This is a genomic window from Pseudoruegeria sp. SK021, from assembly GCF_002119405.1.
In the GTDB taxonomy this organism is placed as follows: Bacteria; Pseudomonadota; Alphaproteobacteria; order Rhodobacterales; family Rhodobacteraceae; genus Meridianimarinicoccus.
Genome location: NZ_MTBG01000025.1, coordinates 21,228 through 48,082 on the forward strand (window position 1 = coordinate 21,228; position 26,855 = coordinate 48,082).

The following is a 26,855-nucleotide window of genomic DNA, read 5'->3' on the forward strand; positions in this document are numbered from 1 at the left end:
GAAGTTTTATTGCGCACAGGATTTAAAGGCAAGCGGCGCGTTAGCGCAGGCGTCCAATCGCCCAGCTGGGTGACATTTGCACCTCAGCCAAAAAAGCGGTCAGTTTGTCCGGGTCGGGTTGACCGGCGATTTCGGTTTGCGCGGCCGCAAGTCCGCCGGTGACAAACAGGCAATCCAGATCTTCACCGATGGCGCCGGCCAGATCGGTGATGGGGCCGTCGCCAATCGCCAGAATGCGGTCGTCGGGGATGGGTTCCAGTGCCGCAAGACGCCGCCGGGCCAGATCATAGATCGGCGGGTGCGGTTTGCCGACATAAAGGCTCTCGCCGCCCATTTCGGTATATAGCGCCGCCAAAGCCCCGGCGCAGTAAATCCGTTGATCGCCGCGATCCACCACAATGTCGGGGTTGGCGCAAAGCAGCTTCAGACCCATGGTTTTGGCGCGCAGCAACTGGGCGCGATAATCGTCGGGGGTTTCGGTGGTATCATCGACCAAGCCGGTGCAAACGATGCCCTCGGCTTGATCCAGAGGCACGCGCGCGATCGTACTGGCGTCCAGTCCGTCACTCAGCTTGGTGAAAAAGGGCAGATCCCGCTCTGGTCCCATATGATAGACCGAGGTGCCGACCGCGCCGGCGACCATAGCGGCTTGGGCTGCATCGCCGGAACTGACAATCACGTCCCACGCATCGCGCGGGCATCCCAGCGTGTCCAATTGTGCGGCGACCTCGCCCATCGGGCGCGGCGCATTGGTCAAGAACACCACCTTGCCACCGGTTTTGCGGAAGGCCTGTAATGCGGCCACCGCTTCCGGGAAGACGGCAACACCATTGTGCAGGCAGCCCCACAAGTCGCAAAAGACGGCGTCATACCGGTCGGAAATCTCGGACAGGTTGGCAACGATCTGGGTCATGGGTACCTCGTAAAATGGACGCAGTCAGGGAAAGGGCGGTCTCGGTTGACGGGAATTCTATGGCAGGTTTCCCCATTGGCGGCAAAGAGAATGGCGGCAGAGCGCGCGGCTAAGCCTGCCCTCAGTTTCGTTCGAAAATCCGCCGTCCCGGGCGCCGCCGCCGCCGTCCGGTTGGAGCAATCTGAACCCGCAGTTGCAGCATGCCGATGATCTGGCGCAGCAATTGCAGCGGCGGGATGCACCGGAACAGATCGCCCATCATGCGCATGTCGGCTTTTAGGCCGCCAATCACGCCAAATTTCCGGTTCTTGCTGGTGCTTGCCACCCGCCGCCACGGCACAATCGCGATCCGCGCCCCCAAAGCGACGCAGATGCGGTTCATCCAGACTTCCAGACCGAAGGGCGGCAGCTCTGCCAGTTCGCCAAGCTGCGCGGCGATCAGATCGCGGCGCAGCATCCGTTCGCCTGAGATGTAATCGAGGCCGAGCACCTTCCAGATGCCCGGTGTATTGCCGCGCAGGCTGATGGCGATGTCGGCGCGTCCGTCGAGAACCGGCAGGATCAATGCGGCCAGATCGCCATTGACCAATCCGGTCAAATCCGAATCCAGCAACAGCACGAACGGACTGTTGGACCGCGATAACCCCGTGGCCACAGCGCGGGTCTTGCCGCCGTTCTCTGGCAGGCGAATGACCTCGACCCGGTCAAACTCCGCGGCAATCTCGGCGGTAGTATCCGACGACCCGTCATCCACTACCAGCACCCGGTCGATCAACGCGTGCGCCGTGGCGACCCGCAGAACTGCGGCGATGCGCGGGCCTTCGTTATAGGCCGGGATGATGCAAGTCACCCGGTGGTCGGTCTGCGTGCCGTTCTGGGCCATGGTGTCGTCCCCCGTCATGCGTGTCGCCGCTTTCGCCAAAAGAGCCACGCGATCACCGCGATCGTGGCAAGCCCTGCCATGATCGCGGACCCGCGCCAAATCCACGTGTCAATCTCGGCATGCGCCTGTCCAAGTGCATAACCGATCATCAAAAAGAACAAGGTTTTCGGCAGAGTGCCGAGCAGGTTGAACCACAGGAACGACCCAAACGGCATCCGTCCGGCCCCGGCTGCGATCAGTGCCGCAAAGCCCAAGGAATGGGTGATTTTGGCGAGGATCAGGGTTCGGCCGCCACGCGTTTGAAAATGCGCGGCCAAGGGTTCGATCCGGGGCTCGTCGATCCGCAGGCGGCGGCGCCAGCGATCTGGCAAAACCTGAAGACCGGACCGCCCGAGCCAATACATCCCGGCATCACCGATAAGATCGGCCAGCACCAACACAACAAACGCCCACGGAAAGGCGAAATAGCCCAGCCGCGTCAGCCACCCGGCAATGACCGACACAATCGGGCCTTCCAGAACTGCCAATGGAAACAGCAGCGCGAGGCCGTGGGACTGGAGCAATTGCAAGATGGCGTCGGTCGATGCGCTCATGATCTGCCCCTATTCGCCGGCCGCGACAGTCTCGGGGGCGTTGCGCACTTGGTTTCCGCGCCAGACGATCCCGCGTGTGGTGAAAGAGGCCAGCCAGATGGCCGGAATCAAGGCATCCCGAACCAGCCAACTAACGATGTCCAACGGCCCAGCCGGCCAGCCCGCGCGCCGCGCCAGCAGCCATTCGGCCCCATACCACAACGCCAAGAACAGGATCAGAGCAACGGAGGGAAGAGCGCCGCTCACGCATAAGGCCGCGAGGGGCGGCAAAGCGCCGGATAGGATTTCGGTGGCGAACAGCGCCGGAAAGCCCGCGCGCCGCACCTGCGCCCAACGAACCTGCCGTTGCCAGACTTCGCGGAATTTCCGATGCCCCAGAGGCTGTGGGAAAGGGTGCCGCACGACACGAACCTTTAGACCCGCCTGACGGACCAGACGGGTGCTGGCGATATCCTCGGCCAGATCATGTCCCAAAGCGGCCACTCCGCCGGCGTTCTCCAGAATGTCGCGCCGCCAGAACAGGACCTTGCCCTGCGCAAAGCCGGTGCCCAGCTCATCCGCCGCCAACTGCCAGCGATCTTGATAGGTGTTCAAGAAGGCGGCTTCTAAGGCGGCCCAAAGGCCGGAGCCGTGGGTTCCCGCAGGCGGTGAAGTGACCAAACCCGTGCCCGGGCGCCATGTGGCAAACAATGTACCGATATAACTGGGGGGCAGAGCGACATTGCTGTCAATCATCACGATCCAGTCGTGCTGCGCCGCCGCCCAGCCTTTGGCAAGGTTGTTGAGCTTGGGGTTGCCGCTGATCGGGTCCTCGCCAATCAGCAACTGCGATGGCACGTCGGGATGCTGGGCCATAATCCGGCGCACCAGTCCGATTGCTGGGTCCTCGGCACTGGCGATGCAGAAAATCACTTCGATGTCGGCGCTGCGGTCAGAAAATGTCGTTTCGAGGGTCTCCGCCAGCGTCGGGTCCAAGCCGCAGACTGGCCGCAATACGGTCAGAGGGGGCAGATGCACCGGCACCGCAGCGCGGGGGGCGGCCACACGGCGAAAGACCAAGGCGACCGAGATCAGGTGCGCGGCAGTGGTCAGGGCGGCAAACTTGGACAGAAGCATCATCAACAGGGCGGTCACGCTGCACCTCCGGTCAACGCCAAGGCACGATTTTGGCAACGGCGGCGTACAGCAGGCCGGATGGACTGGAACGCCATGACAGCTTCCCCCTCTGACGAATGCATCTGTGCTTCATCCACAGTGTTGATCGGCTCCATGATACCACATACCAGTGTTCGCAACCCGCCCGGTCCGCGATGGTTCCAAATTCATATCCTGCCACAATTTCTGGCATCACAACTCTGTGTGTTGGTACATGGTCCTCGGGTTGGCTTTTGTCTACAGCCGTTTTTCCCTGCGTCCCTGTGCTGGCCGGGTGTTGCGGGCACGCGACGGATTTGACGGATTTAGAGGGCATGCACCCTGCTGTAGCGGGAATGGTCGGGCCGACGGTAGGTGTTGCGCGGCCCGGTGGCAGGTGCCAAGATGGTGGCGCGCGCTTTGATGCGGGACGGGCCCCACGGAAGGAACCATGCATCCCATGAAGTCGTCGCGGATCGTGCTGCTGGTCCTGATTTATCTCGCCCTGATTGCCGCTGGCTTCGCCCTGTCGCTGGTTTTAAAGCACTGGTGGTCGACCGAGGCCGCAGCGCTTGCACGCCCTCACATGCAAACCGCGATGATCGGGGTGCTGATCGTTTACGTGATCGCGTCCGCGCTGCCATTTGTGCCGGGGGCCGAGATTGGCTTGGGCATGATCATGATCTTTGGCGCGCGGGCGGCACCACTGGTTTATATGTGTATGGTGGGGGCGTTGGTGCTGGCCTATCTTTGCGGCCGCTTTGTGCCGAGCCATCGGATCGCGCGGGGGCTGTCGTGGCTGGGCCTCGATCGGGCTGCGGGGCTGGTTCTTGGCTGCGCGGCGCGGGACTATGACCAGCGCACCGCGTTTCTCAAGGCGCGCCTGCCGAAACGGGTGGTGCCCTTCGTTCTGCGCCACCGATATATCGCGCTGGCGATCTTGTTGAATCTGCCGGGAAATTCATTGCTGGGCGGCGGCGGAGGATTGGCTTTCGCTGCGGGTGCCAGCCGGATTTTTGCGCCTGTGCCATTTGTTGGCACGATCTTGTTGGCCGTGGCGCCAATCCCGGGACTGGTGCTGTTGAGTGGCTTGGGGTCGTGATCCAGCCTCCCAGGGCGCACGGAACGCCCCGGAAAGCTGGGTTGATGTCTTAAAGTGTCAGATTGGGGATGATCTGCTTCTTACGGCTCATAATGCCGGGCAGAACAACGGTATCGCCGGTCACTGTCGCGCCAAAGCTTTTCTCGGCCACAGTTTTGACCACGTCGTTGGGGACCAGAAGGGTTGCTTCTTCCTTCAGGATATCGACAACAAACAGCAGCACCTCATCGACGCCGTCTTCGGTCGCCACGGTGGTCATCGTCTCCATCAGGCTGGCCTTGCGGTCGAGCGGGATGTTCGGAGCGGTGGTTTCCAGAACCGAAACGCGGAAAGACTTTCCACCGACTTCGAACTTTTTGCTGTCCATTCGGATCAGTTCAGCGTCGGAAAAAGCCGAGACGTCAGACTTGGCGGCGAACATTTCATTCGCGTAGTCGGTGACGTTCACGCCCAGATCATCGGCCAAAAGGGCGACGACTTCGCGGTCACGGTCCGTGGTGGTCGGCGACCGAAATTCCAAGGTGTCGGACAGGATGCAGGACAACATCGCGCCTTTGATGCCTTCGGGCATTTTCGCCGCATCGTCGCCCATCAGGTCAAACATGATCGTGGCGGTGCAGGCAACCGGCCGAATGGTGATGTCGATCGGACCTTTGGTTTCAATGCCGCCGAACAGCTTGTGGTGGTCAATGATCGCGAGAATGTCGGCGTCATTGATGCCCTCGGGCAATTCTGCCGGGTTGTTGGTGTCGACAATGACAATTTGCTCGCCTGCTGCGACGGTCGAAATGATCTCGGGCTTGGTCAGCGACCAACGGTCGAGAACAAACAGAGCCTCGGTGTTGGGTTCACCCAGCAGCTTGGCTTCGGCCGCGGTGCCTTTGATTTCGGACAGATACCACGCCCAGATAAGCGGCGAGCCGGTGCTGTCGGTGTCGGGGGCCAGGTGGCCGAAAACCTTGATCGTCATGATACCTGTCCAATTGGGTTTGGTCGCCGGGTATATAGTCTCTGGGGGGTGCATCTGTCTACGGGGGGAGGTCAGGGGTGTTTCGCCGCAGGATTGCCGCCGGAAGGATGGCCAATTTGCCACAGTTGAGATGCCGCATTGGCGTTATGACGGTGTGGGTGTTAACGGTTTGCTCGATTCTGTCATCTCCGAAGGACGCTGCCCATGCCCGCACCCGTTGAACCCAAGTTGATTTCTGGGAATGCCAACAGGACCCTCGCAAAGGCGGTTGCCCGGCGAATGTCCATGCACCGGGGAATGAACGTCGGTCTGGTGAACGCGCGCGTCGAGCGGTTCAACGATCAGGAAATCTTTGTTGAGGTGTTTGAGAACATCCGTGGCGAAGACATGTTCATCATTCAGCCGACCTCAAACCCGGCCAACGACAACCTGATGGAACTGATGATCATGACCGATGCCCTGCGCCGGTCCAGCGCCGGGCGCATCACGGCCGTCATCCCCTATTTTGGCTATGCGCGGCAAGACCGGCGCACCAAGGCGCGGACGCCGATTTCGGCCAAACTGGTGGCGAACCTGCTGACCGAGGCGGGAATCGAGCGGGTGCTGACCATGGATCTGCATGCGGCGCAGATTCAGGGCTTCTTCGATATCCCGGTGGACAACCTTTATGCCTCGCCGGTGTTCGCGCTGGATATTGAGCACCAGTTCAAAGGTCAGATGGCCGATTTGATGATCGTGTCCCCTGATGTCGGCGGCGTGGCCCGGGCGCGGGAATTGGCCCAGCGGATCGGCTGCCCCTTGTCCATCGTCGACAAGCGCCGCGAAAAGGCGGGCGAAGTGGCCGAGATGACCGTGATCGGCGATGTGACTGGCAAGACCTGTATCATCGTGGATGACCTGTGCGACACGGCCGGCACGCTGTGCAAGGCGGCAGAAGTGCTGATCGAAGCCGGTGCGAACGAGGTGCATTCCTATATCACCCATGGGGTTCTATCGGGCCCGGCGGTTGGGCGGATCACCAATTCGAAAATGAAAAGCCTGGTGATTACCGACACGATTGAGGCCTCAGAGGCCGTCAAGGCGGCGCCGAATATCCGCATCGTGCCGACCGCGCCGATCTTTGCGCAAGCGATCCTGAACATCTGGAACGGAACGTCGGTGTCGTCGTTGTTCAGCACTGAAACGTTGGGGCCGATTTATGAAGGTCTGTATCCTCGGGCCTAAGCGGCTGACGGGCGGTGCAAATTGGTCTGCCGGCGTCATCCGGCAGGCCTGAGTAGAAGGACGATGCTGGGATGACCCATGCCGTGACCGCCTATTGCGGTGCCGCTGTCCACGATGGTCTGGACCTGCACCCGGATCGCGCCCTCTTGGTGCGCAACGGTCAGGTGCTGGACATCGTCGTCCCAGCGATGGTGCCATCCGATGCCGCTCGCGTCATATTGGACGGGGGCATTCTGGTCCCCGGTTTTGTTGATTGTCAGGTCAACGGCGGCGACGGTGTGATGTTCAACAGCGCGCCGACGCTGGACACGTTGATCCGGATGGCGCGGGCGCATCGTGCCACCGGCACCGCGGCGATCCTACCGACCCTGATCACCGATACGCCCGCGGTAACGACGGCCGCAATTCAAGCGGTGGTTGATGCGGTGGCCGAGGGCGTGTCGGGCATCATCGGATTGCATCTGGAGGGGCCGCATCTGTCGGTGGCGCGCAAAGGGGCCCATGATCCGCAACTGATCCGGCCGATGGAGGATGCGGATCTGGCGGTGCTTCTGGCCGCAGCGGCAGCCTTGCCGAACCTGATGGTGACGGTCGCGCCCGAAGCGGTGCGCCCGGACCAGATCGCCGCCTTGGCCGATGCCGGTGTGATCGTCTCACTGGGTCACAGCGATGCCTCTGCGGGCGACGCCGATGCGGCGTTCGCCGCCGGGGCGCGCTGTGCCACCCATCTGTTCAACGCCATGAGCCAATTTTCAGGGCGGAAGCCGGGACTGGTCGGGGCAACGCTGAACGCACCAGCGGTGTCCGCAGGACTGATTGCCGACGGCATTCATGTTGATCCCGCCTCGATCAGGTTGGCCCTGCGCGCCAAGCAGGCCCCCGGTGAGGTCTTTCTGGTCAGCGATGCCATGGCGGTCACTGGCAGCGATCTGACGGAATTCACCCTAAACGGTCGCCGTATCCTGCGGGCCGATGGCCGGTTGACGCTGGAAGACGGCACCCTTGCCGGAGCGGACCTTGAGATGCTGCGCGCGGTTCAGGTCATGGTGCAGGACGTCGGAGTCTCGGTTGTGCAGGCCATTCGGATGGCGACGGGCGCCCCCGCCGCCCTGTTGCGCCAAAGCTTCGGTTTTGGCCGGTTATGCCCCGGATCACCGGCCGTGCTGGTCTGGCTGGGTCCGGATCTGGCCCGGCGCCCGTTGCCTGTGGCCGGTGATCCGGCTCAGTCGTTGGGTTGACCGCGCCCGGCGATTTTCTCGCCAATTTCATCCAGAACGGCCGGATCGTCGATCGTTGCGGGCATCTTCCACGGCTTTCCGTCCGCTATCGCGGCCATGGTCGCGCGCAGCACCTTGCCCGAGCGGGTCTTCGGCAACCGCTGGACCACAAGGCAATGCTTGAACGCCGCGACCGGCCCGATCTCCTGCCGCACCAGCGCAATGCATTCCGCTTCAATCTCGGCCTCTGGGCGGGTTACTCCGAAATTCAGGCATAGCAGCCCAAGCGGACATTGGCCTTTCAGCCGGTCGCCAATGCCGATCACGGCACATTCCGCGACGTCGGGATGGCGGGTCAGCACCTCTTCCATCGCCCCCGTGGACAGGCGGTGGCCCGCGACATTGATCACGTCATCCGTGCGCGACATCACATAAATATAGCCATCCGCATCGATCTTTCCGGCGTCTCCGGTTTCATAATAGCCGGGGAAATGAGCGAGATAGCTTTTTTGGAACCGCGCGTCGGCATTCCATAGCCCCGGCAAGGTTCCCGGCGGCAGCGGCAGTTTGATCGCGATGGCGCCAAGTGTATCCGGCCCGACCGAGTGGCCGCCCTCGTCCAGAATCTCGACCCGGTATCCCGGCATGGCCACGGTCGGAGAGCCCAATTTGACCGGCAGAGATTCAATGCCCAGGGGATTGGCCGCGATGGCATAGCCGGTTTCGGTCTGCCACCAATGATCGATCACCGGCTTTTCAAGCTGCATCTGCGCCCATTGGATGGTGTCGGGATCGGCCCGTTCACCGGCCAGATACAGTGTGTCCATGCTGGACAGGTCGTATTTGCTGATCTCAAGCCCGGTGGGGTCCACGCGGCGGATTGCCCGAAGCGCGGTCGGGGCTGTGAACAAGGCTTTGACCTTGTGATCCTGAATGACCCGCCAATATGCGCCCGCATCGGGGGTGCCCACGGGTTTGCCTTCAAACACCACCGTGGTGCAGCCTGCCAGCAGGGGGCCGTAACAGATATAGCTGTGGCCCACGACCCAGCCGACATCCGAGGCGGCCCAGAACACATCGCCCACCCCGGCCTGATAGATATTTTTCATGGTCCAAAGCAGCGATACCATATGGCCACCGGTTGGCCGGATGACCCCCTTGGGCTGACCCGTCGTACCCGAGGTATAGAGGATATAGAGGGGATCGGTGGCCGCCACGGCGACGCATTCCGCCGGGGTCGCGCCTGCTTGAAACCCGAACCAGTCCAAATCCTGACCGTCGGTCAATTGGGCCGGGTGCTGCGGACGTTGCCAAATGACTGTAAATTCCGGTTTGTGGCGGGCTTGGGCGATGGCCCCGTCCAACAGCGGTTTGTAGGGGATGACCCGACCCGGCTCAATTCCGCAGGACGCGGTCAAAATGCATTTTGGCGTGGCGTCGTCGATGCGGACGGCCAATTCATGGGCCGCGAAGCCGCCGAACACCACCGAGTGAATAGCCCCAAGACGGGCGCAGGCCAGCATGGCGACCAGGGCTTCTGGCACCATGGGCATATAGATCAGCACCCGGTCGCCTTTGACGATGCCGCGATCCCGTAATGCCCCTGCCAAGGTGGCGACCCGGGTCAACAGGTCGGCATAGGTGATCTTCTGGGTCGATCCGGTGATGGGGCTGTCATGAATGATCGCCAGTTGATCGCCGCGACCGGCTGTCACGTGCCGGTCAACTGCGTTCCAGCAGGTGTTGGCGGTGGCATCGGGATACCATCGATAAAGCGGCGCCGCGCTGTCATCCAGCGCCCGGGTGGGCGGAACGATCCAATCGACGGTCTCGGCTGCCGCAAGCCAGAAGGCCTCGGGATCGCGCATCGAGGCCGCATAGACCTGTGCATAATTGTTCATCCTGTCCTCCCTCTTGCGGCCCCCATGGCCACTGGCGCCTGCGGATCGTCTCAGGTTTCCCGTTTTGATCCGAGGCCTTGGATCGTCAATGGCGGCGTGATCATGATCTGACGCATCGTGCACTGCAGGGACAGCATCTGTGCGAGTGTCATGCAGGCCATCTGAGTGACGTGTTCGGTCGCCAGTTTCTGTATCATTGCCACATGCGTCGATTGCTCGGCCAGCAGGTCGCACACGGTATTGGCGAGCGTATCGCTTGGTTTGTCTGTCATTTATGTCGTCTCCCCTTCGGCACCTCAGTATTGATGACCTGCACGTCCGTCTGGCGACAGACCGCGCCCCCACGAACCTGATCATCGTCGCCGTAGTGTGGGATCTCTGTCCACCGCAAGGCAACGCGAAACTCACGATTGGCAGAAAAATGACCGCACAGTTGGGCGGTCAGGTCGCTTGCGATGGGCCTGCCAAAAAGGTGATATGCGTGTCGCCATAGCGTCGCCGGTCCAACACCTCTAGTCCGGGGGTGGCAGCCATGGGCGCGGCCTCCTCCCAGACGATCAGGGCCTCTGGCGCAATCCACCCCCCGGCTTGCGCCGCGGCCAGCGCGCGCTCGCCCAGTCCCAACCCATAAGGCGGGTCAAGAAAGATCAGCGTGGCGGGTGCGTCCGGGCAGGGGCCCAGCTTTGTGGCGTCGCGGCGCAACAGGCTGGCATCGGGGGCAGCACCGATCAGGCGGATGTTCTCGGCAATCAAGCTCTGTGCCTTGCGCCCGCTATCGACCAGGCGGACCTGGGCCGCGCCGCGAGACAAAGCCTCAAGCCCTAGCGCGCCGGTGCCGGCAAACAGATCCAGCACGATTGCCCCGGTCAGCGGGTCGCCAAAGCTGCCGCCGGCCAACACGTTGAACAGGCTTTCCCGCACCCGGTCGGTGGTCGGGCGAAGATGTGCCGCCGCGTCGCCCTTGCCGACAGCGGCCAGTGCCCGCCCGCGAAACCGGCCTGCGATGATCCGCACCGCCCTAACCCAACAGTGCCTTGAGCGCCGTTTTGGGATCGGCGATCAAGGATGGGTCGGGTGAGGTGCCTGCGGCCAGCAACCGCTTGGCAACCATGAAGGCACGCGGGTCGGACATGGCATCAACGGCCAGCAGGGTGGGACCGCAGTAATACCAGTGCGATACCGCGCCGGGCGCCTCGCCTTGGCGCACGATCACCCGGTCGTAACCGGTGTTCAGACCGGCGATCTGAAGTTTGATGTCGTACTGATCTGACCAGAACCACGGCTGCGGCAGATAGGGGGCCGCTGCGCCCAGCATGTTTGCAGCCACGGCTTCGGCCTGATCAATGGCGTTCTGCACACTTTCAAGCCGCATACGTTGGTCCCGATACGGAAATGCCGTGCAGTCCCCAGCCGCCCAAACTAACGGGTCAGAGGTCCGCCCGAAGGCATCGACCAGAATGCCGTTATCCATGGCGAGCCCGGCCTGCGCGGCCAGTTCCGTTGCAGGGGTGATCCCGACCCCGACGATCACCATATCCACCGGCAGAAATGTCCCATCGGTCAGGTCTGCGCCGCTCACCGCGCCGCTGTCGGTTCCCGTCAGGCGGTGCAGTCCGATGCCCTCGCGCAGGTCAACGCCATGGGACCGGTGCAGCGTGCGGAAGTAATCGGAGGTTTCCGGGGCGGCCACCCGTTGCAGGATGCGGTCGGCCATTTCCACCAGCGTCACCTCGGCGCCGCATTTGCGCGCGACGGCGGCAGCTTCCAGCCCGATATAGCCCCCGCCGACGATCAACACCCGGGCCCCCGATGTCAACTGCGGGCCCATGCGATCCACGTCGGCAAGCGTCCGCACGGTGTGGACCCCGTCCAAATTCCCGCCAATCGCAGCAGGCAAGCGGCGCGGCGACGAACCGGTGGTCAAGGCAAGCTGATCATAGGACAGGGTTTCGGACCCAAGCGTGACCGTCTGCGCCACCGGATCGATGGCCTGCACGGTTTCGCCAAGGCGCAGATCAATCGCTTGGTCGGCGTAAAACTGTTTCGGGCGCAGGTAGAGCCGCTCGCGCGTCATTTCGCCCAGCAGATAGGCCTTGGACAGGGGCGGGCGCTGATAGGGCGGGATCGGTTCCTCGCCAATCAGGGTCACGGGGCCGTCATGGCCAAGCGCACGCAGCTTGGCCACCAGAGAGGCGCCTGCCTGACCCGCACCGATCACAATAATTTTGCTCATCCGGGCATCCCGCCTTTTGCCTACTTCGCTCTGGTCCTATATCGCGAAGCGGAACGAGGCAAACCGGAAGGACTTTCTTAATGACCCTGGATGTTGGAACCAAACTGCCAGCGGCGACGCTGCATCGCAAAGGCCCAGACGGGCTTGAAGCCATCGCGTTGGCCGATCGTCTGGCGGGGCGCAAAGCGGTGATCTTTGCTGTGCCGGGGGCGTTCACTCCGACTTGCGATTCCGCGCATATGCCCAGCTTTGTCCGGACGATCGATGCGTTCCGCGCCAAGGGCGTGGACGAGATTATCTGCATTTCGGTCAATGATATTCACGTCATGGACCTTTGGGGACAGACGACCGGCGCGACCGATGCCGGGATCACCCTTTTGGCTGACGGCGATTCGACGTTTACCAAGGCGATCGGGATGGCGTTTTCTGCCCCGGAAGCCGGTCTGATCGATCGGTCCAAGCGCTATGCCATGATTGTCGACGATGGCGTGGTGACGGCGTTCAACATCGAAGCCAGCCCGGGCGTCTGTGATGTGTCCGCCGGTGAAGCCCTGCTGGAATTGCTCTGAACCACTGCCTTGAGGCGCGCCCGGCGAACGGGCGCGCCTCATTCCGCGCTAAAGCGCGTCCATTAAAGCGGCCAGCGTAACATCTCGGTCACTAATCCCGCCGACATCATGGCTGGTCAATGTCACGGTCACTGTCTTGTAAACATTGCTCCATTCCGGGTGGTGGTTCATCTTTTCGGCACTGATCGCGGCGCGTGTCATCCAACCGAACGCATCGACGAAGTTTCGGAATGTGAAGGTTTTTGTGATGGCGTCCCGGTCGTCAGCTATGACCCAGCCGGTGGCAAAGGCGGGCTCAAGTAGGCTTCGGTCGCGCAGTTTCTCGGGCATATGCGGTACTCCTTTATGTGGGATCGGTGTCCGGATCGCAGCGTCGGAACGGACCATAAGCGGTCAGAATGTCTATTTCTTCGCCCACAGCGGCGGTTTCAGCGTCGAGATACCGGGCGACGGCATTTGCAAACCCCGCGTCCCGGATCCAATGCAGCGAATGGGTGGGCACCGGCAGATAGCCGCGTGCCAACTTGTGCGCCCCTTGTGCCCCCGCTTCAACCCGGGTCAGGTGATGGGCGATGGCATAGTCGATGGCTTGATAATAGCAGAGTTCGAAATGCAGACAGGCATGGTCTTCAACGGCCCCCCAATAGCGTCCGTAAAGCGTGGCCAGACCGATGAAATTCAATGCGCCAGCTATGGGACGCCCATCTCGATAGGCCAGAACCAGCAGCAGGTCGTCGCGCAAAGTGTGATGCGCAATGTCAAAGAAGGCGCGAGTGAGATAGGGGGTGCCCCATTTCCGTGCACCCGTATCTTGGTAAAACTCCCAGAACGCCTCCCAATGGCCCGGTTCGATCTGATCGCCTGTCAGCACCCGGATGTCGCCGCCAAAAGCTTGGGCGGTGGCGCGTTCCTTGCGGATGTTCTTGCGTTTGCGGGCCGAAAGGCTGGCCAGAAAGGCATCGAAATCGGCATAGGCATGGTTCTGCCAGTGGAATTGCTGGCTGATCCGGGGCAGCAAGCCGAGGGCGGCCCCGCTTTCGGCCTCGGCCTCAGTGCAAAATGTCACGTGAAGCGATGACAGGCCATTCGCGGATGCCAACTGAACGGCCCCTTGCACCAACGCGGCCGTGCCGGTCTCTTCAAAGCCTTCCCGGGTCAGAAACCGTCGGCCGGTTGCCGGGGTAAAGGGCACCGCGATCTGTAGCTTTGGGTAATAATTGCCGCCTGCGTTGTCATAGGCTTGGGCCCAATTGTGGTCGAAGATGTATTCACCCTGACTGTGGCTTTTGGCGTAAAGTGAGGCGACAGCGATGATGGACCCATCCATCTGCGCCACCAGATAGCGGGGGGCCCAGCCGGTGCCGGGACCAACCGAACCGCTATCTTCTAGGGCTTTCAGGAATCGATAGGTGGTAAAGGGGTCAATCGGTCGACCGCCATTGACGGTTTCGGGGCATGCGCAGGCGGTCCAGTCGGCTTCCGGTATCGCGGTGAGGGATCGATGAATGGAGATTTCGATTTCAGACTCTGGCATCAGCACCAATCCCCGTACACATACTCACGATTAGGTGGGGCTCTTCTTGATAGGGTCAAGGTTCGGACGCGGTGCCGGGTAGCCTTCGAAGGTGATGTTGTCGGCCAAACGGCGGGCCGCGGCTTCGGCCTCGCGGCTTCGGATGGTCCAGCAAAGGACGGGCATCCCTTGCGTGCGGAGCGCTTGAACCCGCGGTCGGGCTAGGTCGGCGGCAGAGTGGCTGATAAACGTGGCGCCGCTGGGGGCCAACCCGGCCATGTCACGCAGAGCAGCCCAGTCTGCCGGACTGTGATCTGCGGGCCGTTGCTCTGGACGATAGCTGTCTGTGGTCAACCCGCGCGCACGATCCGGAAGAAGTTGCGCCAACAGGATTACGATGTCGGGGTTGAATGACATAACCGCTGCCGGCCCGTCGTAACCAGCCAGATCTTGAGCCACGGCTTGCGCCAAGGCAAGATTGTCAGACGGCCCGCCATGGCCACCATCGGCGGTTTGGTCTTTCAGCTCGATCAGGATTGGCGTGCGCCCGGCGACCAACTGCAAGATGTCGGTCAGGGCCGGGATCGGCTCATTACTTTGGGTCAGAGTGATGCGATTGAGCGCGTCTTTGCTGCGATCCCGGACCGGACCAGTGGCTGTCGTCATCCGGTTGAGATCCGCATCATGAAAGACCATAGCGCCCCCGTCGGACGAGAGCTGGACATCCAATTCAATCCCATATCCGGCCCGCACAGCCGCGGTCATCGCCGCGGCTGAATTTTCAGGACGCGCCGCTGCGGCATCGTGATAGCCGCGATGGGCAAGGGGCCGGGCCAGAAAAATCTGATCCAAAGCGGGGGATTGGATCATTTGATTTGGAAGATCCCGTCGATTTCGACTGCGACGCCGAAGGGCAGCGACGGCACGCTGACCGCTGACCGGGCGTGCCGCCCAGCATCGCCCAGAACCTCGACCAGCAGATCTGAGGCGCCGTTGATGACCTTGGGTTGATCGGTGAAGTCAGGGGTCGAATTGACAAAGCCGCCAAGCTTGACCACCCGCACAAGCCGATCCAGATCGCCGCCGCAGGCTTCGCGCAGCTGGGCCAGCAAGCTCAGGGCGCAATATTTAGCGGCCTCAGCACCGGCGGCCACATCCAAAGTGTCGCCCAATTTCCCCAGAATCAGCCCGTCGGCAGAAGCCGGGATCTGACCGGAAATGTGGACCAGATCGCCGGCGACCACGAATGGTACGTAGTTTGCCGCTGGGGCCGGGGCCGCGGGCAAGCTTAGGCCAAGGGCGGCAAGGCGGTCTGTGATCTGGTGCGACATTTGATAAAGACTCCGTTCGGGTTTCGCGCCCAGCCTACCTGTCGGGCAAAGGCGCGAGAAGGGCAAAAGAGGGCGGCAGGTCGCCGCTTCCCGCCGTACCGGCCCTAACTTTCGCGAAATGCCTTTACAAAATAATCACTCAGAGGCTTCAGAAGATAGGCCATGGGGGATCGATCCGTAGTCCGAATATACGCTTCGACCGGCATGCCGGGCAACAGCGTGACCCCATCGGGCAGTTTTTCGAATTCACCCTCTTTCAGGACGATTTCCGCCCGGTAGAAGCTTGTCCCGCGGTTTTCGTCACTGAACGCATCGGCCGAGACCTTGGAGACCACGCCTTCCAATTCCGGGGTGGTTCGCGCGTCGAGGGCAGAAAACCGCATCATCACCTTCTGGCCGGGATAGACCTCGTCGATATGGATCGGTTCGATTTGGGTGGCGATGACCAGCGGCCGGTTTTGTGGGATCAGGTAAAGCACGGGATCGGCCGCACGAATGACGGAGCGGGGGGCAAAGACCTGCAAGCCGTAGACAATGCCTGACACCGGCGCCCGGATGTCCAGTCGCGCGATCTTTTCCTTCAACGCTTTGCGTTGTTCAACCAACTCATACTCGCGGTACTGAATGTCCCGCAATTGCGTGATGGCGTCTTCTTGGCGGCTGGTTTCCAGCTTGATAATTTCGATTTCCAGTTCCGTGATCCGGCCTTCGCCTTCCGCCTCCGAGGCTTTCAATTCGCCCAGCGTGCCACTCAGGCTGGCCTCTTCGCGTTGTAGCGCGAGCACTTGCGCCTTGGGGACGAGACCATTGCCCATCAAGATCTGCTTGTCGGCCAATTCTTCCCGAATGAGGGTCAACTGAATATCTTGCGAAGACTGCTGGGCGCGGATGCCGTCGATTTGGTTTTCGATCTGCCCGCGCCGTTTTGCCAATTGCTCAATCTCGCGGTCCAGCGAATTTTTGCGAGCCTCGAACAGCCGTTGCTGTCCCTGCACCAGCTTCGCCACTGACGGTTGCTGATCTGCGATGGTCAGCAATTCGGCGTCGAACGCGATGGTCTCGGCATCATCCCGTTCGGCCTCTAGACGGCCGATCCGGGCCATGAGTTCATAAAGCTGCCCTTCGATGATCGACAGATCTGAGCGCATTACGGAGCCGTCCAACTGGATCAGGATGGCGCCGGTTTCGACGACATCGCCTTCGTCAACAAGGATCGTGGCAACAATGCCGCCATCCAAGTGCTGAACGACTTGTCTGTTCTGATCGACCTCGATCTGACCGCTGGACACGATGGCGCCGGACAGTTGTGAAAATATTGCCCAGCCGCCGAAGCCGCCAACCAAAAGGACCAATGCCAAGACCCCGATGGTCAGAGGCTTTCGTGCGGACCAAACGTCTGACCCGGTCGGTTCGGGCGCGGACGGCACAGCCGCCATTATCTTGGTGCCGGAGGATGCGGGCGGTTTCATGACACGCCCCCGGGGGCTGTGGCAGCTTTAATCTCGCCAGCGTTCCTGACCATTTTCGATAGAACCTCGTCGCGGGGCCCAAAGGCTTTGGTGGTCCCGGCATCCAAAACAAGAAGCAAGTCGCATTCCTGAATGGCGGCGGGTCGGTGGGCCATAATCAAAACAGCTTTGCCGTCGTTTTTCATGGTCCGGATCGCGAGGTTCAGGGCTTGCGACCCCTCATTGTCGAGATTTGAATTGGGCTCATCAAGCACAAGGATCACCGGGTCGCTGTACAGGGCGCGGGCGAGGCCTATGCGTTGAATTTGTCCTCCGGACAGACGTCCGCCTTGCATCGTGATCCGGGTGTCGTAGCCCTCTGGCAGGCGGAGGATCATTTCATGCGCGGCGGCTTTCTGTGCCGCGGCCACCACATCTGCGTCTTTGGCATTGGGATCCAGTCGGGCGATGTTTTCGGCAATGGTGCCGTCGAACAGTTGCACCTGTTGTGGCAGATAGCCAATGTGCCGTCCGAGCGTATCCGGATCGTATTGGTCGATGCTGGCACCGTCGAGCCGAATTTTGCCGCCCGCTGCGCGCCAAACCCCCGTCAGGGCCTTGGCGAGCGTCGATTTTCCGGCGCCGCTTGGCCCAATCACGCCGATCGCTTGTCCGGGTTCCAGCCGAAAGGTGATCAGGCGTAGGGTGGCTTGTTGCTGACCGGGCGGCAAAACCGTCGCCTGATGAACGTCGAGGATAGCGCGAGGTTTCGGCAGTTCTGTTCGCGGTCGGGACGGTGGGATTTCGGACAGCAACATGCCGAGATTGTGCCAGGATTTACCGGCCCCTTGCACAAGGGACCACTGGCCGACGACCATTTCAATCGGCGCAAGCGCCCGCCCCATCAGAATGGATCCGGCAATCATTGCTCCGGCTGTCATTTGATTTTGCAGCACCAAATACGCGCCAAGGGCGAGCATTGCGGATTGCAGGAATAACCGGAAGGTTTTTGTCGCAACCGTAAACGAGCCTTGCGCGTCGCTGGCGCCGATGGACAGGGTCAGTGACCGTCGGCGCAAGGTGTTCCAGCGTGAATAGGCAGCACCGCGCATCCCGAGGCTCTGAACCATGTCGGCCTCAGCCTTAAGGCGCTCGGACATCCGGTCGGCTTCGGCGGCAGCCACCATGGATTCCAAGACCGGACGCCGTGTCCGGGTTTGATTTAGAAAGGTGATGCCGACCAAAATGACGCCACCGAAAATTGCGAGATAGCCAAGGTAGGGGTGGAAGATGAAAATTCCGGCCAGAAAAATCGGGGTGAACGGTAAGTCGAAGAGCGAACTCAGCACGGGTGATGAGAGAAACCGCTGCACGGTCTCAAGATCGCGGACGCCGGCGGCAGCTGCACCGCGGTCATTGCGGGCGGCATCTTCGATGGCAGCGGAGAAAACCCGCTTGTCCATTTTTGCCTGAAAGCGGGCACCAATCCGGGCCAAAACCCGGCCCCGGACATAGTCCAGAACGCCCATCATCAGATAGAGATAGGCCACGAGGGCCGTCAGTGCGACCAGTGTCGCTTCGGACCTGCTGCCAAGCACGCGATCATAGACCTGCAGCATGAAGATCGGTCCGGTCAGCATCAGAATATTGACGAAAACGCTGAAAATTCCGACCATCCAAAACAGAGGCCTGCTTTCGGCCCGCGCTTCGCGCAACTCGGCGCTGCCGCGTGATTCGGGTGGCTGCATCGGTCAATCTCCTGTAAAGCGACTCTCGACCGCCATGCGAGACAGTCAGGAATCGCCGTCGGCGAGTTTACTATTTACACAGCGGATGGATCATCGCTGTTCACAGCGCCGCTATATACTATGTGTCGAAAGATACGAACAAGAGGTTGATCGTCCTTTGTCCATTGGTTCAAATTTGCAGCATCCGTATCGCCTGACAGCGATCCTTGCGGTGGCGGTTCTGGCGCTGGGTGCCTGTGCAACAACCAGTCCCGAAGGGGCTGAATTCAACGATCCGTATGAGCCGGTCAACCGGTCGATCCATGGTCTCAACAAGGGGCTGGATACGGTCGTATTTCGTCCAGCCTCGGCCGTGTACGGAACTGTTGTCCCAGGACCTGTCCGCGATAAAGTGACCAATTTTTCTTATAATCTGGAACTGCCCGGACAGGTTATCAATAACGTCCTTCAGGGACGTATCGATAATTCGGTGCATAATACCTTCCGCTTTATGCTGAACTCCACCCTTGGGGTTCTGGGCTTGTTCGATCCGGCCACATCCTTCGGGTTAGAGCGTCGCAAGACCGATTTCGGCGAGACGTTGCACGTTTGGGGCGCAGGCGAGGGCGCGTATGTTGCGGTGCCGGTGTTCGGGCCATCGACTCAGCGAGATTTCGCCGGCGACGTTGTGGATTATGTCCTGAATCCAGTGTCTCTGGTGCTGGTGCCGCCGGAATCCTATGCGACGGCAGCGGCTTGGGTGGGCGAAAACGCCAGTTACCGTTACGATTTCTCGGATACGGTCGATGCGTTACTTTATGAAAGTGCAGACAGTTATGCGCAGGCCCGGCTGATTTATCTGCAAAATCGCCGCTATGAACTGGGCGATGACGGCGGCGATACCTATATTGATCCCTATGAGGACCTTTACAGTGAATGATACCCAACTCTCACGCCGCAGCATTCTTGCCGGCCTGACGACACTCACCCTTCTTCCCTCGGCGGCGATGGCACTGTCTGACAGTCAGGCAGAGGCGCTGGTCACAAGTCTGGTGCAAGACATCACGACCACGATCAATTCCGGTAAGTCGACCACCGCGCTTTATGCCGAGTTCGAGAAGATCTTCGAGAAATACGCAGATGTGCCGACCATCGCACGCTTTTCGCTCGGCGCCGCGGCGCGATCGGCCAGTGCGGCCGATCTGAAAGCCTATACCAACGCGTATGCGGGTTACATTGCCCGGAAATACGGCCGGCGCTTCCAAGAATTCGTTGGGGGCAAAATTATCGTCAAAGGGGCCAAGACTCAGAAGTCCTTGGTCGTGGTCGCGGCGACCGCCGATTTGCGCGGCCAAGCGCCGTTTGCGGTGAATTTTCAGGTCTCAGACCGCAGTGGCCGCGCAGCCTTCATCAATGTGGTGATCGAAGGGGTCGATATGCTGATCACTGAGCGCACAGAGATCGGTGCGTTGCTGGATAGCGTCGGCGGTAGCATCCCGCAATTGACCGCGAAGCTGAAAACCCTTTAAGGCGCAACCGCGCAATAGGCCCGCCGCTGCTTGCTGTCCTGTGGATGCAAGCGGCGGCGGGCTTTTTTTGTTAGTTCGATTTTCGGAAAAGCCCCAGAACGTCGTTTAGAACCCGTTCCGCCAGATCCAGTGGGCTGCCCGACCCATTGCCGGTTTGTTGCGTCGGGGCGGCGTTTCGGGTTGTGCCGTTAGATGCGGTGGTGCCACCGCCATTGTCCGAGGGCGTGTCTGCCATCTCGCGCATCGGTGCTACTGGCGGGGTCATCGGAAGCGGCTTGGCGGGCAGACCATCCTGCACCCGGGCCATGGTTTCGTGCCAGATTTCAGCCGGAAGTCCCGCGCCGGTGGTGCCGGTCAGGGGGGTGTTGTCGTCATATCCCATCCACACCCCGGTGACATAATCGGCCGTGAAGCCGATGAACCACGCATCACGGGCCGCTGAGGTCGTGCCGGTTTTGCCGGCCACTTCCCGTCCGTCCAGCCGGGCCCGGGTGCCGGTGCCGTGTTCGACCACCTGATACATCATCCAGACCAGTTCCCGTGCCGCTTGTTCGGAAATCACCCGTTCGCCAATGCCCCCATCTTGGTCAATCAGGGACTCGTTATCGCCGATCAGGCGCAGGTCTGTCAGCCCATAGGGCGTGACACTGCTGCCGCCGTTCAGGATGCCGGCATAAGCCGCCGTCATTTCCAGCAGCGTCGCCTCTGAGGTGCCAAGAGCGAGGGCCGGGCCGGAGTCCACACTGTTGCGAATGCCGAAATCGCGTGCCACGCGGCGGACGTTTTCACGCCCCACCGACTCGGACACTTTGACGGCCGGGATGTTCAGACTTTGCTCCAAGGCTTTGGTCAGGGTGACCTGTCCTTCGAACCTGCGGGTATAGTTCTGCGGTGTCCAAGGGCCTGAGCCGGGAACATTGATCGTCAAAGGGGCATCGTTGACCATGTCATTCGGGCCATAGCCCAATTCCAGAGCCGTGGCATAGATGAAGGGTTTGAAGGCGGATCCGGTTTGGCGCAGGGCTTGTGTGGCGCGGTTGAACGATCCGGCGACCTTGGTCTTCCGGCCGCCGACCATGGCGCGAATGGCGCCGTCGGCCCCCATGACCACGATGGCGGCCTGTGCTTTCGATCCGGCCTTGATCTTGTTGTCGAACACGGTTTCCAGACCGGCTTCGGCAGCGCGTTGAATGCGCTTGTCGAAGGTTGTGCTGATCAGCACATCCTCGGTGGTGTCCCCGGCGAGGAACGACGGCGCGGTGCTCATGATCCAGTCGGCGAAATAGCCCCCTGCGCGCGCCTCGGCGGCTTCGGACAGTTCGGCAGGATTACCACGGGCGCGTTCGGCTTCCGCGAAGGTCAGGAAGTCTTGCTCTTGCATCAGGCCGATGATGGTCTCGGCGCGGTCACGGGATCGTTCCAGATCCGTCGTCGGTGCATAGCGCGACGGCGCCACCAGAAGACCTGCTAGCATCGCGGCTTCAGCCGGATCGACCTCGGCCGCGGATTTGCCGAAATAGCGCTGGCTGGCGGCTTCAAAGCCTCGCGTCCCCGCCCCAAGATAGGCGCGGTTCATATAGATCGTCAGAATTTCGTCCTTGGTATAGCGGACTTCCATGGCCAGCGCGTACAGCGCTTCATGGACCTTACGGCTGATGGAGCCACGACGGCATTCGGCTTCGTAGTCGGATTCTGAAATACCGCTGCTTGGATCATAGGGCGTGCCGACACACAGAAGCTTCGCGGTCTGCTGCGTGATCGTCGAGCCTCCGTGACCTTCCAATGCACCACGGCCTTCGCGCAGGTTGATTGCAATGGCGCCGAGCACGCCGCGTGGGCTGACCCCGAAATGGCTATAGAACCGACGGTCCTCAGTGGCGATGATCGCGTTCTTCAGGTTCGGCGATACCGTGTCCGTCGTGATCACGCCGCCAAACTGGTCGCCGCGCCACGCGAAGACGTCGCCGTAACGGTCCATCATTGTGACCGATCCACGCGCCCGCTGATCGACCAGTTCCGAGGCATCGGGCAAATCGCTGTAGAGAATCATCACGGCGCCGCCCACGATGGCGCCGCTCACCAGTCCGATCCGCCAAGTCACGGCCCAGATCTTGCGCATAATCCAGCGGACAAGGCGCCCGACGATGCCGAACAGTCCGCCTGAGCCGCCCCCGGATCCGCCCCGCGACCTGCCGCCTTTCTGTCGTTTCTGCGTTGCAGAAGAAGGCTTTCGCGGTCGCTTGGTGGTCGGCGCGGCAGCCACTTTGGCAGTGGCGCGCGCCGGTTTGGCGGCGCTGGCCTGTGGTTTGGCATAGCGCTTTTCGGCAACCAAAGGTCGCTTGGATTGGGGTGGTCTGCTCATCGGGCTGCCCTCTTTGCGGGGTATGCGTCTGCCACCTCGTGTACCTGTTTTCAAGGAAGATGTAGAGCCGCGACGCGTTGTTGGACGATTCATTGTTGCCTAAATTTTACGCTTAACGTCTTATTTGTGCAAAAAATACGCAACTATCCCCCAAAACTGCCACTTTTTTGAGACCCGTTTCCTTGTGGTCCGCACATCAACCACGGCTAGTGACCCCTGTAAGCATCTGCAGGTCAGCAACCTGCGTATGAGAAAAGGGCACCAAAGCGTGAAACTGATCATTGCAGCAATCAAGCCATATAAGCTGGAGGAGGTCCGCGAAGCGCTGTCCGCCATCGGCGTTCGCGGCATGATGGTTACCGAGATCAAGGGGTTCGGAACACAGTCGGGGCACACCGAGATATACCGCGGCGCGGAATACGCCGTCAATTTTGTCCCGAAAGCGAAGCTGGAAATCGTCGTCAGCTCTGCGATGGCGGAGCCCGTCGTTCAAGCCATCCAGACCGCTGCAAAGACCGGCAAGATCGGTGATGGGAAGATTTTCGTTCTGGATGTCGCTCAGGCTGTGCGGGTGCGCACCGGCGAAATCGACGCGGACGCGCTTTAACCCGAACTTCGGGCAGATTGAGGGAAAGATGACGAATATCGCGAAATTATTCGGATTTGTGAGCATCCTAGCCAGTTTGGCAGCCCTGCCGGTTGCTGCCCAAGAGGCCGTGGTCGACCTCGTGGAGGTCGTGCCGACCATGGACAAGGGCGATGTCGCTTGGATGCTGGTCTCGACGCTGTTGGTTTTGTTCATGATCCTTCCGGGTCTGGCCCTGTTCTATGGTGGCTTGGTCCGCTCGAAAAACATGTTGTCGGTGCTGATGCACTGTACGGTCATCACCGCGCTCGTCATGGTTGTCTGGGTTGCCTATGGCTACTCGATGGCTTTTGGCGGCGGCACCGGCCCTTACTGGGGCGGGTTGAGCAAGATGTTTCTGGCGGGGGTGACCATGGACAGTATGGTCGGCACCTTCACTGAGGGGGTGGTCCTGCCGGAATATGTCTTCATCGCCTTCCAGATGACCTTTGCCGCCATCACGCCAGCCCTGATCGTCGGCGCATTTGCCGAACGGATCAAGTTCTCGGCGTTACTGGTGTTTGTTGTGCTCTGGGTGACGGTCGTCTATTTCCCAATCGCCCATATGGTGTGGGATAGCGCCGGCCTGATCTTCAACATGGGGGCCCTCGACTTCGCAGGTGGCACAGTGGTGCATATCAATGCCGGGATCGCGGCACTGATCGGGGCCATTCTTGTCGGCAAACGCGTGGGCTATGGCCAAACCAACATGGCGCCCCATTCCATGACGTTGACCCTTGTCGGGGCAGGTATCCTCTGGGTGGGCTGGTTCGGCTTCAACGCGGGCTCAAACCTTGAAGCCAATGGTGGCGCGGCGCTGGCGATGATCAACACGTTCACAGCAACGGCGGGCGCAATCCTTGCTTGGTCTCTGATCGAAAGTCAGACCCGCGGCAAATCTTCGATGCTGGGCGCTGCGTCGGGCATGGTGGCCGGGCTTGTGGCGGTCACACCCGCTGCAGGCACCATCGGTCCGGTGGGCGCCATCGCTTTGGGCGCGATTTCATCCAGCATCTGCTATTTCTTCGTGGACGTCGTGAAGCACAAGTTCGGGTACGACGACAGCCTTGATGTGTTCGGGATCCACGGGGTTGGCGGCATCGTTGGTGCAATCGGAACCGGCATCTTCACCGCCCCAATTTTCGGAGGCGTCGGTGATGCCGACTACTCCATCGCCGGCCAGACCCTAATCCAAGCCCAAGCTGTGGGGATTACGATAGTCTGGTGCGGGGTCGCGTCGTTCGTCCTGTATAAATTGGTCGATCTGACCATCGGCCTTCGGGTCAATCCGGAAGCCGAACGGGAAGGCCTTGATCTCACGTCACACGGAGAGAGCGCTTACAACCACTGATCGGGCTTGTCCCATCATCCACACATCGACAGGTGGCGCCGAACACGCCGATGCCACCTGCCACCTACGAGGTCTGTTGTTGAAGGGGGTGCAACTCTCTGGACTGACCGTTTTCTGACCGATGGAGCCGCTTCCGTCACATGAAAGGAACTGAAAATTGAAGCTGATCATAGCAGCGATAAAACCGTTCAAGCTTGAGGAAGTGCGTGAAGCACTGACCGCCATTGGCGTGCGCGGCATGATGGTGACCGAGATCAAAGGGTTCGGATCGCAGTCGGGACACACCGAAATTTACCGGGGCGCAGAATACGCAGTGAACTTCGTGCCCAAGGTTAAATTGGAAATCGTCGTCAGCGCCGCCATGGCGGATCAGGTTGTCGAAACCATCCAGAGAACCGCGAAAACTGACAAGATCGGCGACGGAAAGATTTTCGTGCTCGATGTTGCCAGCGCGGTCCGTGTCCGTACCGGCGAAACCAACGACGACGCCCTGTAAGCCCTTAACGATCGAACAAGAAGGTAAGACCTTATGAAAATTCACAAGATTCTACTGGGTTCGGTGGCAATGGCGGTTCTACCCGTGCTTGCCGTTGCCCAGGACGCGGCAGAAGTGGCGGTCCCCGTTGCGGTGCCGACTGACGTCGTCTTCATCCTGAACTCGCTGCTCTTTCTGATCGGTGGCTTCTTGGTGTTCTTCATGGCCTGTGGTTTTGCCATGCTCGAAGCCGGGCTCGTCCGGTCCAAGAACGTGGCCATGCAGTGCACTAAGAACGTGGCCCTGTTTTCGCTGGCGTCGATCTTTTACTACCTGATTGGCTACAACCTGATGTACCCATTGGGCGATTGGGCAATCGAGGGCGTTCTCTCGGGCCTGTTCCCATCGGTTGGCGTGCTTGAAGCCGTGGGAATCGATGCATCGGGTGCAGACGACTACGGTTATGCCTCGACCGGGTCCGACTTCTTCTTTCAGCTGATGTTCTGTGCCGCGACCGCGTCGATCGTCTCTGGTGCCGTGGCAGAACGCATCAAGCTGTGGCCCTTCCTGATCTTCACCGTCATTCTGACCTCGATCATCTACCCGTTGCAGGCCAGCTGGTCTTGGGGCGGCGGCTTCCTGTCCGAAGCAGGCTTCTCGGATTTCGCAGGTTCGTCGATCGTGCATTCGGTTGGTGGCTGGGCTGCCTTGACCGGCGCGCTGATCCTTGGTCCGCGGATTGGCAAGTATAAAGATGGCCGGGTTCACCCGATGCCGGGCTCCAACCTGACCTTGGCGACGCTGGGAACGTTTATTCTGTGGCTCGGTTGGTTCGGGTTCAATGGCGCCTCGCAGCTTGCCATGGGAACCATCGGCGATGTCGCTGATATCAGCCGGATCTTCGCGAATACCAACGCCGCTGCGGCCGGTGGTGCGATTACGGCGCTGCTTCTGACCCAGCTTCTGTACAGCAAGCCCGACCTGACCATGGTCCTGAACGGCGCGCTGGCCGGTCTGGTCTCGATCACAGCCGAACCTCTTGCACCGACCCTCGGCCAAGCCACGCTGATCGGTGCCGTTGGCGGCGCGCTGGTGGTCTTCGTTGTGCCGATGCTGGACAAGCTGAAGATTGACGACGTTGTCGGTGCCATCCCGGTTCACTTGGTGTGTGGCATCTGGGGCACCTTGATCGTGGTGTGGACCAACGCAGACGCGACGCTTGGCAACCAGTTGTACGGCATCTTCGCCATCGGTGGCTTCACCATCGTTGCCTCCGCTGCGGTCTGGGCCATCTTGGCTGGTATCTTCGGAATCCGCGTGTCGGAAGAAGACGAAGTCAACGGTCTGGACATGGCCGAGCTGGGCATGGAGGCCTACCCCGAGTTTTCGAAAGGCTGATTTTCCTTCCAGTCAGCTGATCTAACTGCCCGGGCCTGTATTGGCCCGGGTTTTTTTATGAAGTCGGATCAACAGCAGGCATCTGGTTTTGCGCCCAAGATCAAACCCGGTGAAAGGAGAAGACCGCGACATTTATGAGAGGCGGCCCTGTGCCATCGACAACGCACCCCACATCATCAAGGATTAGGGCGGCGGACACACAGATTAACAAATTAGGGGGGGAGCTGTAGCGGTGTTTGTCAAACTAGTTGTCCGCCGATTTCATGCGGCGTCTCTGATTTCAGGGGCGCTGAATTCGTTTTCTGGATTCAGCCAGACAGGTCCGGCCGGTTGCCAGTTTCGGGTTTTTCCTGACCA

At 60.7% G+C, this 26,855-nt stretch carries 26 protein-coding genes; 10 read left to right on the top strand and 16 right to left on the bottom strand.

Annotated features, from left to right (window positions below; all coding sequences use genetic code 11):
• Positions 1-40: 40 nt before the first annotated feature.
• The 4 genes from BV911_RS13970 to BV911_RS13985 all read right to left on the bottom strand — a co-directional run bounded on the left by BV911_RS13970 (position 41) and on the right by BV911_RS13985 (position 3,523).
• The gene (locus tag BV911_RS13970) at positions 41-913 is read right to left on the bottom strand and encodes a TIGR01459 family HAD-type hydrolase (RefSeq protein ID WP_086054242.1); all 873 of its coding nucleotides are present in this window, start codon (positions 911-913) and stop codon (positions 41-43) included.
• Between the two features lie 121 nt (positions 914-1,034).
• Complete coding sequence (locus BV911_RS13975) at positions 1,035-1,814, bottom strand: glycosyltransferase family 2 protein (protein ID WP_240512253.1); 780 nt, start codon at positions 1,812-1,814, stop codon at positions 1,035-1,037.
• On the bottom strand, positions 1,811-2,389 hold the full coding sequence (locus BV911_RS13980; protein ID WP_086054243.1) for a DedA family protein: 579 nt from the start codon (positions 2,387-2,389) through the stop codon (positions 1,811-1,813). The genes BV911_RS13975 and BV911_RS13980 overlap by 4 nt, the downstream gene beginning before the upstream one ends.
• A 9-nt stretch (positions 2,390-2,398) precedes the next feature.
• Positions 2,399-3,523, bottom strand: a complete 1,125-nt coding sequence (locus BV911_RS13985; RefSeq protein WP_240512254.1) for a ceramide glucosyltransferase — start codon at positions 3,521-3,523, stop codon at positions 2,399-2,401.
• Between the two features lie 451 nt (positions 3,524-3,974).
• Between BV911_RS13985 and BV911_RS13990 the strand changes: the two genes are divergently transcribed.
• Positions 3,975-4,625: a hypothetical protein gene (locus tag BV911_RS13990; RefSeq protein ID WP_139840094.1), complete on the top strand. Its 651-nt coding sequence runs from the start codon at positions 3,975-3,977 to the stop codon at positions 4,623-4,625.
• Positions 4,626-4,674: 49 nt separating this feature from the next.
• On the opposite strand, the gene BV911_RS13995 is transcribed toward BV911_RS13990, so the two are convergent.
• Positions 4,675-5,595: a manganese-dependent inorganic pyrophosphatase gene (locus BV911_RS13995; RefSeq protein WP_086054245.1), complete on the bottom strand. Its 921-nt coding sequence runs from the start codon at positions 5,593-5,595 to the stop codon at positions 4,675-4,677.
• Positions 5,596-5,799: 204 nt separating this feature from the next.
• Between BV911_RS13995 and BV911_RS14000 the strand changes: the two genes are divergently transcribed.
• Positions 5,800-6,819, top strand: a complete 1,020-nt coding sequence (locus BV911_RS14000; protein ID WP_086054246.1) for a ribose-phosphate pyrophosphokinase — start codon at positions 5,800-5,802, stop codon at positions 6,817-6,819.
• A 71-nt stretch (positions 6,820-6,890) separates the two neighbouring features.
• A complete protein-coding gene (gene nagA, locus BV911_RS14005; protein WP_086054247.1) occupies positions 6,891-8,057 on the top strand; it encodes an N-acetylglucosamine-6-phosphate deacetylase in 1,167 nt (388 codons plus the stop codon).
• On the opposite strand, the gene BV911_RS14010 is transcribed toward nagA, so the two are convergent.
• From BV911_RS14010 to BV911_RS14025, 4 genes are all read right to left on the bottom strand, one after another.
• Positions 8,042-9,937: a propionyl-CoA synthetase gene (locus tag BV911_RS14010; protein WP_086054248.1), complete on the bottom strand. Its 1,896-nt coding sequence runs from the start codon at positions 9,935-9,937 to the stop codon at positions 8,042-8,044. The two genes, nagA and BV911_RS14010, sit on opposite strands and share 16 nt — an antisense overlap.
• A gap of 50 nt (positions 9,938-9,987) precedes the next feature.
• Positions 9,988-10,209: a hypothetical protein gene (locus BV911_RS14015; RefSeq protein ID WP_086054249.1), complete on the bottom strand. Its 222-nt coding sequence runs from the start codon at positions 10,207-10,209 to the stop codon at positions 9,988-9,990.
• A gap of 169 nt (positions 10,210-10,378) precedes the next feature.
• Positions 10,379-10,951: a 16S rRNA (guanine(966)-N(2))-methyltransferase RsmD gene (rsmD, locus tag BV911_RS14020; protein ID WP_086054250.1), complete on the bottom strand. Its 573-nt coding sequence runs from the start codon at positions 10,949-10,951 to the stop codon at positions 10,379-10,381.
• A 4-nt stretch (positions 10,952-10,955) separates the two neighbouring features.
• Entirely contained in the window at positions 10,956-12,170 is a 1,215-nt protein-coding gene (locus tag BV911_RS14025) for an NAD(P)/FAD-dependent oxidoreductase (protein ID WP_086054251.1), read from the bottom strand.
• An 80-nt stretch (positions 12,171-12,250) separates the two neighbouring features.
• On the opposite strand from BV911_RS14025, the gene BV911_RS14030 reads away from it, so the two are divergent.
• Positions 12,251-12,739 carry a peroxiredoxin gene (locus tag BV911_RS14030; RefSeq protein ID WP_086054252.1) on the top strand — a complete coding sequence of 163 codons (489 nt, stop codon included), beginning with the start codon at positions 12,251-12,253 and terminating at the stop codon, positions 12,737-12,739.
• Positions 12,740-12,787: 48 nt separating this feature from the next.
• Here the strand turns inward: BV911_RS14030 and BV911_RS14035 are convergent, their stop codons facing one another.
• The 6 genes from BV911_RS14035 to BV911_RS14060 all read right to left on the bottom strand — a co-directional run bounded on the left by BV911_RS14035 (position 12,788) and on the right by BV911_RS14060 (position 18,779).
• Positions 12,788-13,069, bottom strand: coding sequence for a 4a-hydroxytetrahydrobiopterin dehydratase (locus BV911_RS14035; protein WP_086054253.1), 282 nt, complete (start codon positions 13,067-13,069; stop codon positions 12,788-12,790).
• 13 nt (positions 13,070-13,082) lie between these two features.
• A complete protein-coding gene (locus BV911_RS14040; protein WP_086054270.1) occupies positions 13,083-14,273 on the bottom strand; it encodes a GNAT family N-acetyltransferase in 1,191 nt (396 codons plus the stop codon).
• 30 nt (positions 14,274-14,303) lie between these two features.
• The gene (locus BV911_RS14045) at positions 14,304-15,122 is read right to left on the bottom strand and encodes a glycerophosphodiester phosphodiesterase family protein (RefSeq protein ID WP_086054254.1); all 819 of its coding nucleotides are present in this window, start codon (positions 15,120-15,122) and stop codon (positions 14,304-14,306) included.
• Entirely contained in the window at positions 15,119-15,583 is a 465-nt protein-coding gene (locus BV911_RS14050) for a RidA family protein (RefSeq protein WP_086054255.1), read from the bottom strand. The genes BV911_RS14045 and BV911_RS14050 overlap by 4 nt, the downstream gene beginning before the upstream one ends.
• 104 nt (positions 15,584-15,687) lie before the next feature.
• Positions 15,688-17,019, bottom strand: coding sequence for an HlyD family type I secretion periplasmic adaptor subunit (locus BV911_RS14055; protein ID WP_086054256.1), 1,332 nt, complete (start codon positions 17,017-17,019; stop codon positions 15,688-15,690).
• Positions 17,020-17,048: 29 nt separating this feature from the next.
• Positions 17,049-18,779: a type I secretion system permease/ATPase gene (locus BV911_RS14060; RefSeq protein ID WP_086054257.1), complete on the bottom strand. Its 1,731-nt coding sequence runs from the start codon at positions 18,777-18,779 to the stop codon at positions 17,049-17,051.
• A 157-nt stretch (positions 18,780-18,936) separates the two neighbouring features.
• On the opposite strand from BV911_RS14060, the gene BV911_RS14065 reads away from it, so the two are divergent.
• Together BV911_RS14065 and BV911_RS14070 are read left to right on the top strand one after the other, a co-directional pair.
• On the top strand, positions 18,937-19,698 hold the full coding sequence (locus tag BV911_RS14065) for a VacJ family lipoprotein (protein WP_240512255.1): 762 nt from the start codon (positions 18,937-18,939) through the stop codon (positions 19,696-19,698).
• Positions 19,691-20,287 (top strand): phospholipid-binding protein MlaC, encoded by a 597-nt coding sequence (locus BV911_RS14070; RefSeq protein ID WP_240512256.1) that lies wholly within the window; start codon positions 19,691-19,693, stop codon positions 20,285-20,287. Before BV911_RS14065 ends, BV911_RS14070 begins: the two co-directional genes overlap by 8 nt.
• A 70-nt stretch (positions 20,288-20,357) precedes the next feature.
• On the opposite strand, the gene BV911_RS14075 is transcribed toward BV911_RS14070, so the two are convergent.
• On the bottom strand, positions 20,358-22,649 hold the full coding sequence (locus BV911_RS14075; protein ID WP_086054260.1) for a transglycosylase domain-containing protein: 2,292 nt from the start codon (positions 22,647-22,649) through the stop codon (positions 20,358-20,360).
• A 268-nt stretch (positions 22,650-22,917) separates the two neighbouring features.
• Between BV911_RS14075 and BV911_RS14080 the strand changes: the two genes are divergently transcribed.
• From BV911_RS14080 to BV911_RS14095, 4 genes are all read left to right on the top strand, one after another.
• Positions 22,918-23,256, top strand: coding sequence for a P-II family nitrogen regulator (locus BV911_RS14080; RefSeq protein WP_086054261.1), 339 nt, complete (start codon positions 22,918-22,920; stop codon positions 23,254-23,256).
• Between the two features lie 28 nt (positions 23,257-23,284).
• Positions 23,285-24,625, top strand: a complete 1,341-nt coding sequence (locus BV911_RS14085; RefSeq protein ID WP_086054262.1) for an ammonium transporter — start codon at positions 23,285-23,287, stop codon at positions 24,623-24,625.
• Positions 24,626-24,782: 157 nt separating this feature from the next.
• Positions 24,783-25,121: a P-II family nitrogen regulator gene (locus tag BV911_RS14090; RefSeq protein ID WP_086054263.1), complete on the top strand. Its 339-nt coding sequence runs from the start codon at positions 24,783-24,785 to the stop codon at positions 25,119-25,121.
• Between the two features lie 33 nt (positions 25,122-25,154).
• A complete protein-coding gene (locus tag BV911_RS14095; RefSeq protein WP_086054264.1) occupies positions 25,155-26,498 on the top strand; it encodes an ammonium transporter in 1,344 nt (447 codons plus the stop codon).
• Positions 26,499-26,855 lie beyond the last annotated feature (357 nt).